Annotated in this window: 7 protein-coding genes, 1 tRNA gene and 3 pseudogenes; 3 read left to right on the top strand and 8 right to left on the bottom strand. The window is 45.7% G+C overall.

Annotated elements, in window-relative coordinates:
- Positions 1–8: 8 nt before the first annotated feature.
- Positions 9–449, top strand: a pseudogene (locus QVP94_RS18100) (ATP-binding protein).
- Between the two features lie 252 nt (positions 450–701).
- Here the strand turns inward: QVP94_RS18100 and QVP94_RS18095 are convergent.
- Both QVP94_RS18095 and QVP94_RS18090 read right to left on the bottom strand, forming a co-directional pair.
- A pseudogene (locus tag QVP94_RS18095) lies at positions 702–904 on the bottom strand (site-specific integrase); the annotation flags it as partial.
- Between the two features lie 251 nt (positions 905–1155).
- Positions 1156–1228 (bottom strand) — tRNA-Phe (locus QVP94_RS18090).
- Positions 1229–1443: 215 nt separating this feature from the next.
- Here QVP94_RS18090 and QVP94_RS18085 point away from each other — a divergent pair.
- Complete coding sequence (locus QVP94_RS18085; protein ID WP_022193161.1) at positions 1444–2562, top strand: DUF4852 domain-containing protein; 1119 nt, start codon at positions 1444–1446, stop codon at positions 2560–2562.
- Positions 2563–2638: 76 nt separating this feature from the next.
- Here the strand turns inward: QVP94_RS18085 and thiL are convergent, their stop codons facing one another.
- Genes thiL through QVP94_RS18055 form a run of 6 tightly spaced genes read right to left on the bottom strand, consistent with a single transcriptional unit; the run spans position 2639 to position 11914 of the window.
- Positions 2639–3667, bottom strand: a complete 1029-nt coding sequence (thiL, locus tag QVP94_RS18080) for a thiamine-phosphate kinase (RefSeq protein WP_005858417.1) — start codon at positions 3665–3667, stop codon at positions 2639–2641.
- A gap of 7 nt (positions 3668–3674) precedes the next feature.
- Positions 3675–4784, bottom strand: coding sequence for a tetraacyldisaccharide 4'-kinase (gene lpxK / locus QVP94_RS18075; protein WP_005858414.1), 1110 nt, complete (start codon positions 4782–4784; stop codon positions 3675–3677).
- A 10-nt stretch (positions 4785–4794) separates the two neighbouring features.
- Complete coding sequence (gene sppA, locus QVP94_RS18070; protein ID WP_036629050.1) at positions 4795–6561, bottom strand: signal peptide peptidase SppA; 1767 nt, start codon at positions 6559–6561, stop codon at positions 4795–4797.
- Between the two features lie 12 nt (positions 6562–6573).
- On the bottom strand, positions 6574–7524 hold the full coding sequence (locus QVP94_RS18065) for a DUF4922 domain-containing protein (protein WP_022193160.1): 951 nt from the start codon (positions 7522–7524) through the stop codon (positions 6574–6576).
- Positions 7521–8981, bottom strand: a complete 1461-nt coding sequence (locus QVP94_RS18060; protein WP_005858408.1) for a glycosyltransferase family 2 protein — start codon at positions 8979–8981, stop codon at positions 7521–7523. Before QVP94_RS18060 ends, QVP94_RS18065 begins: the two co-directional genes overlap by 4 nt.
- Positions 8978–11914 (bottom strand): golvesin C-terminal-like domain-containing protein, encoded by a 2937-nt coding sequence (locus QVP94_RS18055; protein ID WP_005858406.1) that lies wholly within the window; start codon positions 11912–11914, stop codon positions 8978–8980. Before QVP94_RS18055 ends, QVP94_RS18060 begins: the two co-directional genes overlap by 4 nt.
- Before the next feature lie 119 nt (positions 11915–12033).
- Between QVP94_RS18055 and QVP94_RS19370 the strand changes: the two are divergent.
- Positions 12034–12144: pseudogene (locus QVP94_RS19370) on the top strand (integrase); the annotation flags it as partial.
- Positions 12145–12891 lie beyond the last annotated feature (747 nt).

Here is a 12891-nt window from a genome sequence, read left to right as displayed (position 1 = left end):
TCAAGGAGGTGTGCTACTTGTTTGTCATGGGAAGCTCCGGTACAGGAAAGAGCTACATTGCCACAGCCTTGGGATACAGAGTCTGCCAGAAAGGATTGAAAGTACTGTATGCCAATACTTCCAGACTTTTAGGGCAGTTGAAGGCCACCAAGGTAAAAGGTAGCATCCTGTAGGAGCAGAAAAAAATAGAAAGGACAGATATGCTTATACAGGATGATTTCGGCTTGCAGCCGTTGGACAAAGGAAGCAGAATGCATCTGATGGACATCATCGAAGACCAATATGGTAAGAAATCAACACTGATTACATCACAATTGCCGGTCAAAGACAGGTATGATGTCATCGGCAAGGAGACAATAGCCGGCGCAGTCATGAACAGAATAACTCACCTAGCCGTAAGAATTGAGCTGCACGGAGAGTCCATACGCAAAATTTGCGGGAAGAAATGAATGACTATATTGGCAGTAAATAAAAATTATAAACCCAGCACAAATCGAAAACTAATAAACTGATTATGTGATGTTTTTTTTGTATTTTAGGAAAAATAAATCGGGGGTCAATTTAAGTTGGATATTGGGGATCTGTTTCATTCGAGTTTCCAAGTTGTCGTTATACTCCTTGAACACATTATATAATGTTTTGAAAGTTTCGTCCTTTCCCTGATAGCGGTTTACTATGGCACGTGCGGAGACAATCTTTTCCTCCAAGAACACATTATATAATGTCTTGAAAGTTTCGTCCTTTCCCTGATAGCGGTTCACTATGGCACGTGCGGAGATAATCTTTCCCTCCAGTTCCAAGTCTTGGTAAATCTGATAGAATTTCACACGCAGAGGTACTTTCCCGTTTTTAACGTTTTACTACGCTTAATGAAGAACAACACGCTGAATATTTCTCTTTCCATACGGCTCAATTTTTAATGATACAAAGTTAGGAAATCGAACCGAGAACCCGGTTATGTAAAATAGATCAATGTGCTGTAAAAAAACGAAGTAGCACTTGTGCTGTGTAACATTTTAGGCTTTCTAAAACTATCCCCCGAATAAGGATGTATAGTTTGCTTTAGTCCCACTTATTTTGCTTATTCTTGGAAATGAAAAATTCCTGAATTTCTTTGAAATTCAGGAATTTACATCGTTTTTCTTTTCTTAAAAGTGGTGCCACCAGGAATCGAACCGGGGACACAAGGATTTTCAGTCCTTTGCTCTACCAACTGAGCTATGGCACCATCATGTCGTTTTGTATATCGTTGTTTCGATTACGGGTGCAAAGATACGGACTTTTTTGATATATGCAATAGGTGGCGGTGGATTTTTTGAAAATATTTGAGGGTAGAGGTGAAATTAGCTGCTATAAGCAGGGTAAATAGGGGGAGCGTGTAGATAAATATGGATTTTTACTTATTTTTGGAAGCGGGTAGAGAATGATTAATAAGCTATAGATATGAAGAAAGTAATTTGGAGTATTGTTTTAAGTTGGGTATGTTTGGCATTTGCTGCTGCTGGGATAGGAACTCGTGATGCGGTGTCTGCCTGTGATGGGAAAGTGTATAAAAAAGGGGATAAGATTATGTTTGGTGTCCCTAAGGTTTCCGGATATTTGTTTGTTAGGACGTTTACAAAGGATGGGAAGATTTCTACGATGCCGAAAGAGAATCTGGCTAGTCAAGAGGCGGTGATCGTTGATATTCCGGATTACGATAAGAAACTCTTTGAGAGTATGGGCGTTTATTCTGAGGAAGAAACGCATCCTCTTGTCGTGGTAGAGCTGGATGGACGGCGTCTTTGTATAAATATTAATGATGCGCTTAGTCAAGGGAATATTGTTTCGGAATATTTTAAAAGCGAAATTGAGGGTGTGGTCGATTTAACGTCCGATCTCTTATTTGTTTATGCGCTTAAATTAAATAATGTGACAGTTGATGACGATGTGATAGTAAGGTATATGGCTCATTGTGACAAGAATCTGGTAGAGAAAAATCAAGCGGATCCATTTACTATGGCGGATCTTAAGAAAGAATATGCCGCTAAATTGGAAAAGGCGTTAGGGGACGTTGATTTTAGTAAGGTGTTTCGTATTGAGAGTCAGTCGGAGATGTTACAATATGATATGGATAAGCAGATCTTTCCATTAAAAGGGTTGTGGTGCCCACAAATTAAGACAGACCAGCCGGATGCGTTGGCTAAGATTGGCTTTTGTAAATGGGATGATTGTGCCTTTCGATTTGTGAATATACCAGAGTTCATGAATGTCCCTTGTGAGACGGCTCGTGCGAAAGGGTTTTATGATATGAGGAAAGTCGGAAAAGTGCCTACTTATAATAAGCCGCTGGCTACTTCTTATACTTATATCCGTTTCTTGGATAAGAAGGTACAGCTTCCCGAGAAAAAGAATAAGGTCTATCATAACGGTGATATAAAGAGTATGTCTTTGGCTGATTTGTATGGGAAAATGGCTATAGAGGCGCAAATTATAAAGATGGATGTTTATCACTTACCTTTCTTGAAGATAAGTGATTTTGAACTCTTCTATAATTATTTAGGATCCATTGAAGTGAAATAATAGGAAAACGGTCCGTCCCCCAATAAAAATGGGACGGACCGCTTTGCATTCGTGAATTCAGAGCGGATATTTCTTTTTAGTTTAGTGAGTTCCAACCTTGCGCCTTAAGCTCGACTTCACCTCCGTCACGACCGACAAGATAATTGCCTAACTCCGGCTTTGTTATATGACCGATCACCTTAATACCTTTCATTTCCGACACCTTATCATGATCTGCTAAAGGAACAGTGAATAAGAGTTCATAATCCTCACCTCCATTCAATGCCGCGGTTATCAGATTCATGTTAAACTGCTCTGCCATGGCTGCGGTTTGGTAATCGATAGGAATACGATCTTCGTAAACTCGGCAACCTACATTACTTTCTTTAGATATATGAAGCAACTCCGAAGAGAGGCCGTCGGAGATATCCATCATGGAGGTAGGAACGATTCCTGCTTGGTCAAGAACCTCGACAATGTCTTTGCGGGCTTCCGGTTTTAATTGGCGTTCCAACAAATATTCTTTACCAGAGAAATCGGGCGTGAAATCTTTCTCCCCATTAAATATGCTTTTCTCCCGTTCCAGTAATTGGAGACCCATGTAGGCGGCCCCTAAATCGCCGGACACGCAAATAAGATCGGTCTCCTTGGCTCCGTTTCGATAGACAACTTTACCTTTCTCTCCCTCGCCTAGGCAAGTGATGCTGATCGCTAACCCTGTGCGTGAGGCGGAAGTGTCGCCACCAACGAGATCTACGTCATAGATATCACAAGCGAGTTTAATGCCCTCGTAGAATTCTTCGAGATCTTCTACACAGAAACGTTTGGAAATACCCAATGATACCGTAATCTGTTTCGGGCGGCCGTTCATGGCGTAAATATCGGAGAAGTTTACGACTGCGGATTTATAGCCGAGATGTTTCAACGGCACATACATCAAATCGAAATGAATACCTTCCAGCAAAAGGTCTGTCGTAACCAATACTTGCTTGTCTGTGTAATCTAGTACGGCTGCGTCGTCACCAACACCTTTCAACGTACTCGGATTTTTAAGTTCTATTTTATCGGTGAGATGACGGATTAACCCGAACTCTCCCAAAGTCGATATTTCTGTTCTATTGCTCATAAGATTGTTAACGTAATATAGGATGATTCTTTATTCTTGTATCAATATGTTTAACTATTAATTCTTGAAATTGTTTTTCCCGGTCCATACAGAAACCCACCGTAATAGGCAAACAATATAAATGAGAAAACCATTCCATGGGAAGCGAAGGAAGGTCACGGAGTCGGGCGGCATCTTTCTCCGTGATGATTATCAATTTACTTGTAGAAGTCAACCGCTTGAAGGCCGTTTGTATTTTCTGGATGTCATGCCGATCGAAGGCGTGATGATCCGGAAAGATCAATGAGGTGACATGCTCCGTATATTTATGGATCTCTTTTTCGAGAGGTGCCGGGGATGCGATACCGGATACCAATAAAACCTCTGTAGTAGAGGCCAGCCCTTTTAATGTGCGTTTGGGGGCTTTACCGGAAAAGACGGGTTCCAGCTCCCCGTAAAGAATACGGCTGAAATAGAGCTCTTGATAAGCTGAGAGATGTATATCCTCCTCTATGATCCGGAAGTCTATAGGTTGTATACATGACTCACATTTCGTGACAATGATCACGTCCGCACGTCGAGCGCCATCCATAGGTTCCCTTAAACGGCCTGCGGGCAAGAGCTTATCTTGCGTATAAAGACGGTGGCAATCGGTTAAAAGGATGTTCAGCGTGGGGGCGACGTATCGATGTTGAAAGGCATCGTCCAGCACGATCACTTCCGGGCGCTTATTCTCTGGCAGAGCCAATAGATTGCGGATACCCCTGCGGCGATCAGCGTCTACGGCAACGAGAATATCTGGAAACTTACGTTTCATTTGGTACGGCTCGTCACCGATATCCTTGCTGGTACTTCGCTGATCGGCCAACAAGAAACCGGAGGTTTTCCGTTTATAGCCACGGCTGAGTACAGCTACCCGGTATCGGTCTTTTATCAAACGGATGATGTATTCCGTATGAGGAGTTTTTCCGGTCCCCCCGACAGTCAGGTTCCCCACGCAAATAATAGGCAGATCATACCGCTCTGTCCGAAGGACTTTCCAGTCGAACAGCTGATTCCTGAATCTCACCCCGATTCCATAAAGGAAAGAGAATGGAGTGAGGAGTTTATTGAACTTAATCGTATGATCTGTCAGCATGGTCCAGTTATTATAACGGTTTCATATCGTAAGGCATACGAGCTTGGATTCCGCAATTCGTCTTGATATTATTCAACGTCTTGAAGTACTCGAACTCATTGCCCAATACATTTTTGATGATAGAGAGTTTCACCTCTCCGAGCTGGCTTTCCAAGAACTCGTCCAAGAAATTCTTGGAACCGCTGACGGTAGTTACGCTATACTGATCCAGATCAGCCAACCCCGCCGCTGTGCTTATAGCTAATTCAATACCGCCCAGCTCATCGACTAAACCTCTTTCTTTCGCTTGCTCACCCGTCCAGACCCGTCCTTGTCCGATAGCGTTGACCGCTTCGGTAGTCATACCTCTACCTTCGGCGCAGCGGGAAAGGAACGTTTGGTAGCCTCTTTCCACGTATCCCTGTATCAGTGCTTTCTCACTCTCGGTCATGGGACGGGAGAGGTCTCCTAAGTCCGAGAACGTGTTCGTCTTTACGATGTCCGTGGTCAACGCTAGTTTCCCGAATAATCCGGAGGCGTTCGGGAACATGCCGAAGATACCGATGGAGCCGGTCAACGTATTCGGTTCGGCGATGATCTTATTAGCGGCGCATGAGATATAGTAGCCTCCCGAGGCAGCTACGTTGCCCATGGAAACGACCACAGGTTTCACCTTTTTCAACTCGACAACTTGACGCCATATCTGCTCGGATATATAAGCGCTACCTCCCGGGGAATTCACACGGAATACCACGGCTTTCACGTCATCATTGTTTTTTAGCTTGATAAGCTCATCGGCCATTTTCTCCGTGATACTTTGTTCGATATCGTAAAAGTTGCCGGGTGTTTGCGCCTTAATCTCGCCTTCGGCGTAAAGTACGGCTATCTCCGGGGCGTTTTTGGTGGGTGAGGCCTTGAGGGTTTTCATTTGAGCTAAGTTGGCCGATCTCAGTTTCTCTCCATTTTGTCCGGCTAGCTCTTTGACGTATGCTTCTACCTCCGGCTTATACTTCAATTCGTCTATAAAGCCACATTCTACCGTTTTCACAGGGTCCGCGAAGAAAAGCCCCTCATTGGCGTAATGGTTGATATCGTTCACGCTGATGCCGCGTGATTCGGCGATGCCTTCGGCTATATTATCCCAGATGGTGGAGATATACGATTGGATTTGCTCCCGGTTCGCCTCGCTCAGCTTATCCAGCATAAAAGGCTCCACGGCACCTTTGTAGGTACCTACCTTAAAAATCTGCATCTCGATACCTACCTTATCCATCAGTCCTTTGTAGAATAGGGTTTGCGAGGCGAGTCCCGTCAATTCAAGGATGCCTTGCGGATTCAAGAATACCTTATCGGCTACGGAACAAAGGAAGTAATTCCCTTGCGTGAAATTATCGGCGTAAGCTACCACGAACTTGCCGCTTTCCTTGAAATCTATTAACGATCGGCGGATTGCTTCCAAACTAGCGCTACCCGAGGAGAGAAGCCCCGATTCGATATAAATCCCCGCGATCTTGTCATTCTGTTTCGCTATCCGGATCGTCTCGAGCAGGTCCTTCAGTGACAGCATGTTTTCCTTGTCGCCCATCAAGGCGGAGAATGGATTCTCCGCCGGGTTATCCGCTAGCGTCCCGTCTAGCTTGATCTTGAATACCGTATTGCTTTTGGGGGTGTAATCAGGTGTGCTACCTACGGTGGCGATATATCCTATAGTCATGGATATCAATACCGTCAGGATTATTCCCATTGCCAACATAACGCCTAGCGTTGAGGCAAACATCATTTTAAAGAATTGTTTCATATCTATTGAAAACTAATTAGATGACAAATGTACGAAAATTTCCTCTACGTCCCGGTCGCTGAGGCATACTTGTTGGTAAACATCTCGCAGAAGCTCCGGGTTGATCTTTTTGAAATCCTTTTCTAAAGGGGTGATGAAAAGACCTCCGATATCGGCAGCTCCCGGGCTGGACAGGAGATGGTCGTTCCCCTCAGCCTCGTATTGCCATGGGCGGTGGCGTTTACGAGGGATTACCGTGATTACCCAATTATTATCGTAATAGGAGCCGAAGATATTCATCATCGGCTCGGGCTCACCGGGAAGTATCGGCAAAGCGGCGTAGATCTTTTTGAAGAGCCGGGTGGCGGCTTCTTCGGTGGCGGCTTGGATGACGAGGCCGGGGCGGAGGTTGCCGGTGAGTGGGTATATACGGTTGTCGTATACACTCGCATACGATTGTCGTATAAATTGGGTTACCTCTTCATCCAGCGGCATGATGCCTCGTGTCACTGCTTGGAAGTGGGCATGATCCGGTGCCGAGGCTCCGCTACGGGGTCCATTGTAGAAGACGGTGAAGGGAGCGAGTCTCCTAGTCAGTTCCAAGAAGTCATTCCATTGCGGCAATATCAGTTGCGGAGTATGTTTCCGGGTAGGGATCGTAAAATGCTGGGGGAAGATCGGGTAGGGGTTACACAATACCAGATGGCGAAAGCCGAAAGGCAGTCGCTCCTGTTCCACCGGCAGGTTCTCGGGACATAGGAAGCACTTGCGTTCTTTTAGGGATCGGGCATCTACCTTGGCCCCGGTGGAAACAATACGGGCGGGATTGAATTGCGCACGTATCGAGAACCCTCCCATATCGAAGGATTTTACTTGCACGGCCTCCAGTGCCTTATAGTTCTTCTCGGCCAATGGCCATGTCACGAGTTGCTTGGACAGTAATTCGGTCGCTTGCGATGAGCTGACCCAGTTGTTTGGTTTCATTGTCTTTCCATGTTTAAGCGGGCCTCGAGTTCCCAAGTCCTGATTTTATCCTTATATATATTATGGTTGTTCATTTTCACGACATCCAATGAGGCGTCGGAGTTATCTTCCCAACGGCGGCAAAGGTACAGCACGTCGTAGATCCGCCCGATCGGGTACTCGCGGCTGATGCGCAGGCCGAGGGCGTAATCTTCTCCGTAACTGGTGTTCGGGAGGTTTAGTTTCCGTAGCAAGGGTGTATAAAAGGCTCGGGGTGCTCCAAGCCCGTTGATGCGGAGGGCGTTATTGCGGCCGTTCTCGGGAGTCCATTCTTTATGGTCGATAATTCCGGGCGGGATGGTTCGCATATCGAAATCGGTCATTCGGTAGGTTCCGACCACCATGGCGCATCGCTGCTCGTAGAAGGCTTCCACGATCTTACGCAGGGTATGCTCGTCACTGTATACATCATCGCTATCCAATTGGATGGCGAACTTGCCGCAAGCCGAATGGTGTATTCCTATATTCCAGCAACCCCCGATGCCGAGGTCGTCACGCTCCGGCTGGATATGGATAATACGAGGGTCCGTGGCGGCGATCGTTTGGATTCGCTCGGAGGTGCCATCCGTAGAATGATTATCGATAATGATTAGGTTGAAAGGGAAGGACGCCTCTTGTCGCAGTACGGAACGGATAGCGTCCTCGATCGTCCGTACACGGTTACGTACAGGGATAATAACGGAGGCTTCCGTTTGAAATGTCTGCTCGTCAAAACGGACTGGCTTGAAATGAGGGGGCAAGTAGCCGCCTATCATCTTTAAGTGATCTGTACAGGCGGCTTCCATCTCGATCTGTACGGAGCGGTTCTTGGGATCTACATAGTCGAACATCTTCTCTCCGGATTTCCGTAAATCATTCTCTACTTCTGTATATAGATATTCGTTGATATGCGTCAGCGGAGCGTTTTGGGAGACTTTCAGGCGCAAGTCGTAGAGTCCGGCGAATGTATATTCCGTATCCATGGAGGCTATGGCGTTTTGTAGCGTGGAAGAACGATAAAGTAGGAGGGAGCCGAAATTGAAATCATCCCTAAGACTTCCTTTCTGGTAATCGATCACCGGATGGGGGTTGAGTTTGCCCTCCTTCTGCTCGTAATAATCGGAGTAAACCATACCGGATCTCGTATCGTCGGCGATGGCGACAAAACGCTCTAGGGCATACATGCCTAATAGAAGCTCTTCAGTCTTCGTATAAATTAACGTATAATGGGCACTGGCATAGCCGGCTATTTCCCGGAGGGTCTTCGTGCTCCATATATTCTCCGTGCGGATTAAATTGCAGGGATAAATAGCCTTGGCGTGGGGATCGTCCGTGATTAGATAGATCTGACTCACTAAGGACGACTCGGCCAATTGCGCTACCGTTTGTCGTGTAGCCTCTATTTTTCCATAAGGGATAAAGCAATTGATTCGTTTCATTGTATATACTGTATTTTATTTTGTTGTTGAATGGAGAAAAAGCGTAAGATGGACTCCATGAGTCGATTTCGTTCCGACGATGTTTGAAGTGCCTCAAACGGGAAACCGAGCGAACAAGTCCGATATTTCCCTTCATAAACGATTCCCGCCCCGATATTGTTCTCCGGATATCTCAAGATGGTATGGGCGAGCTTATCCGCCGGAAGTACACCGTCTACCGACTCGATCGAGTAGCAAATAGGGTTCGGACGTGTCCGGAACGTGTATCTGCCGTTTATATATCTGTAAGGGGATGCGCAACTGTTTACGATTCCCTCCTTGCTGGCATTACGGCTAGCCAACTTCCCTTTTAGTACCTCCTCGACGAACGTACGGTCTTGTGCGTTGCCCCAGCTGTCGGAGAAAAGATTCGTCCCGCTTACAAGCAAGTTGCCGCCTTGGGCAAGGTAACTGCGAAGCGTATCCTGTAAAACGGGAGTGATAACCGGTTGGCGCTGTTTTCCTAAAATCAAGTCAATAATCGGATACGTATCCGGCTTTACGACTCCCTCGGCCAAAGATTTATGGCTACATGAAACAAAGGAATAACCGGTCCCGGCCATGGCCTGCCCATGTATGAAAGGATAATCGAAGGTATTGCCCGCTATGACTTGGCCTGCGTAATTGTTGTAACTATCCCCATGCCCGTTATTATCATTGCTGTTCCATGTGGCGGTACGGCGGAATTCGAATTGATCCCCGATAAATGCGATATCATTCAGATAAGGCACTCCCCGGTCGACGGCATAAAGAAAGCCGGCTAAACTATCCGCCGCACTCTCGAAACTGGCTGGACCGCTGATCCTGTCGAATCCATTGACGATTAATACCGTCTTATCCTTTTCACCTTTAGGAGACCGGTAAACACTTACGATCTCGGAAGGGAAACTGATGCCTCCCTTATTTACGGCAGCTACCTTATAACTATGGATAATACCCGCCTCAATTGGAAGAATGATTTCTTCTCCTTTTACGAGCGTCCCGTTATCGAATCCACCGCTGTCTTTTCGACTATAAAGGATATAGGCGGTTGGTGAGGCACTCTCCTCAAGAGTATCCTGTACGGCTTTCCAGCCGATTCTCACTTTATTCGTTTCTACGAGCTCCGTATACAGACGATCGGGTGGGAGCGGTTGTACGATAGGCTCCTGTTTATTCTGGAAACAGATATAACGGAGCATCCCTTTATAGATCGCCCTACAGATAAGGAAACGGAAGCGTGGGTCTAACCCGTAACGCATATCGGCGAAGTTTTGATGGGATAGTAATTCTAATAGCATCGTTGGGACATCGGGAATACGTGCCTCTATATAAGATTGATTCCACATGCCCCGGCGGCTCCATTGAGGATTGTAAACCTTACGGACATCGGACAGGATCTGTGTTTGGATCATGTCGGTTAGGTCTCTGGCGATCTCCCGGCTTTTCCGGTTGGTGTAGATTCCGTCGTTGCTTTTAGACATATAGATGCCGAGTGTCCCTATAATTGAGTCATCCGGGGTGGTTCCTGCGTCGGAATGGAATGCGAAGGCCATGTCGATAGGGATATGGGTCTGTTCTTTTAAATAATTAACCCATTGGGGACGTGCGTAAATGTCGTCTTGATAATCATTGCGGAAAGCGCTTTTCGAATAGATACTATCCGGTATTCCCGCCCATTGTAGCCAATATCGGGCCGCCTCGGTAAACCGTGGATACCCACTTGTCTCTGCTTCTATCGGATAGGGACTTTCTAGCGGGCTACGTGCGATGTTCCCCATGCCGCCACCGATCTTGATTGCGTCTGCCGTGATAATCTTTCCCGATTTATTGCTTTGATTCGTTAATACGATTCTCTCATGGGCTTGTTCATGTGCCGTGAATTTGAAGTTTCCCAGATAGATCCAAGTCCCACCCCCCATTGTTTGATTGACGGCGATTGTGGTTTCCCCTCCGGCATGATGGATGGTATACAGTGCCTGCTCTGTGCTGTTCGGAAAAGATTGATAGGAGGCATAGACCGCGTAATTCCCCGATTCCGGAATTTCGGGAATCCACTCGATGAGACTTTCTTTTCCTTTCCTCTGTGTGACCGTCTGCCGATAGGTACCTTGCGTAAAAGGGTTCTCCCCATTCGTATAAGTAGCTTGAATATGCCCAAATCCGGCTTTCTCCCCATCCGACCAAGCTTTCTCTCCATCCAATTCCTTATACTCGGATCCCGGAGTAGAGCGATCATTGTCGATAATGATTTCGTGTATTTGAGTGTCCCTTTCCCGGGGGATAAGAATAGTCGCTCCTGCGTTTTCAAGCATCGGGGTCAGATAAGGAAGAACAAAACTCTGCGTAAATAAGTCCTCCACGGTGCCGAACATGCGAGCCCGTTGCCATTCCCAGCGATGGGCGGTCTGGGCGTAATATAAACCATGGCTTTGCCAAAGGGCGATATGACGGTTTTGTAATCCGTTTTTTATCTCATGAGGGGTGGATAGGCTACGGGTTAGCGGGTATTTACTCTCTTTAATGGAGTATAGCCTCTTTTTGTTGGGACGTCCTTTTCTGTCGTATTCGGGAATCAAGCTCTCAATGTCTGTATCTCGGGTCAAGATGACGATCTTGGAGGCATTGGGGAATAGGGGAGCTATACTTGCGTAAAGCTCAGAAACGTTGTATTCCCGAAAAGGGATGTCCTCCAAAGCTTCATTGGCGAAAAGCGTGACTTTCTTCTTCTGTATGAGGATGGAGTCAATCTTAATGGTGCGTGAAGACACATATTGCCTTGCGAAAGAGTTTAGCTTTTGATCTAATTGCTTTTTTAAGCTTTCACTATCCTGCCCTTCTGCCGGAAAGCTCCAGAGAAAAATGGATAGTAAGGATATGATGATCCTAACAGGATAGGAGAGTTTTTCTCGCATATTTTTATAAATATTATTGGCTGTCTTATTTCTACAAATTTACGGAAAATCTCCGTAATAACCTTATAAAAAGCCCAGATTGGCGCAATTAAAATTGAATATGAAGAAGGTAGGGGCAAATTGTGGATATTGGGAGAAGTCAAATTTATGTGAACGGCAGCAAGGAGAAGAACGGATTTGTCCCTATCATGGGACGGGTAGCGATTAACGGGACGATGGTGCGGTTCAGTTCAGTTGCGAGCGAACTATTCGTGTTCATGGTCAAGACGCCTATCTGGGGAATGATTATCCCTTCTTGAAGTGTCGGGTTTACGATAGTATCTCAATGGGAAACGGTGGTAAAGTCAATGGGATAGAGGTGTTATCTCAATGACTTTACGGCCGTGTCCCATAGGCTTTTTTTGTATCCCTGATAAGTTGGTAGGGGATGGTTCAGGGCGCAAAGGGCGCATCTTTGCGAGGTTTGTAAAACTTTTATATTATAAAAAAATTAGCGTCTTACTTATATATAGATGGAGTAATATATTTTTTTTTGTAAAATGTTTTTGCGAACACGTAAAGATGCGCCCTAATGCGCCCTGTGATTTTTTTGGAAGATTTTCTTGATGTCTTAAAGTATAGATAGACAGTTGTTTATGTAATACTGTTCTCTTAGCCCTTTTTTAGTCTTTGGGGCGATATAATCGGCCTAAACTCACATTGTACGTGGCCCAAAAGCACGTGTACAGAGCGATTTTCTCGTGATTCCATGAGCAGAAAGCCGTTTTTCCCGTGTGATTTCCTCTCGTCGCTAGGACCTGTTTATCGTTTTTATACGTGTAAAAGCACTCGTGAGAGCCCTGTTTTCGGTACACGTGGTGACTCGTAAGTTAAAAAAGAGCGTCACGTATTATTTCAATGTACGCAATCCCCCTCATGAAAAAAATATTGCAAAAAAAATTCCGAAAAAGTTTGGAGGTTATGTTTTATAACACTAC

This window comes from Parabacteroides sp. CAG:2, from assembly GCF_000436315.1.
GTDB lineage: Bacteria > Bacteroidota > Bacteroidia > Bacteroidales > Tannerellaceae > Parabacteroides > Parabacteroides distasonis.
This window is presented reverse-complemented; position numbering and strand designations above follow the sequence as displayed.

What these genes read in the sequence shown, in the direction of transcription:
- QVP94_RS18085 (WP_022193161.1), top strand. Translation starts at nt 1,444, where the DNA reads ATGAAGAAAGTAATTTGGAGTATTGTTTTAAGTTGGGTATGTTTGGCA.
- thiL (WP_005858417.1), bottom strand. Translation starts at nt 3,667, where the DNA reads ATGAGCAATAGAACAGAAATATCGACTTTGGGAGAGTTCGGGTTAATC.
- lpxK (WP_005858414.1), bottom strand. Translation starts at nt 4,784, where the DNA reads ATGCTGACAGATCATACGATTAAGTTCAATAAACTCCTCACTCCATTC.
- sppA (WP_036629050.1), bottom strand. Translation starts at nt 6,561, where the DNA reads ATGAAACAATTCTTTAAAATGATGTTTGCCTCAACGCTAGGCGTTATG.
- QVP94_RS18065 (WP_022193160.1), bottom strand. Translation starts at nt 7,524, where the DNA reads ATGAAACCAAACAACTGGGTCAGCTCATCGCAAGCGACCGAATTACTG.
- QVP94_RS18060 (WP_005858408.1), bottom strand. Translation starts at nt 8,981, where the DNA reads ATGAAACGAATCAATTGCTTTATCCCTTATGGAAAAATAGAGGCTACA.
- QVP94_RS18055 (WP_005858406.1), bottom strand. Translation starts at nt 11,914, where the DNA reads ATGCGAGAAAAACTCTCCTATCCTGTTAGGATCATCATATCCTTACTA.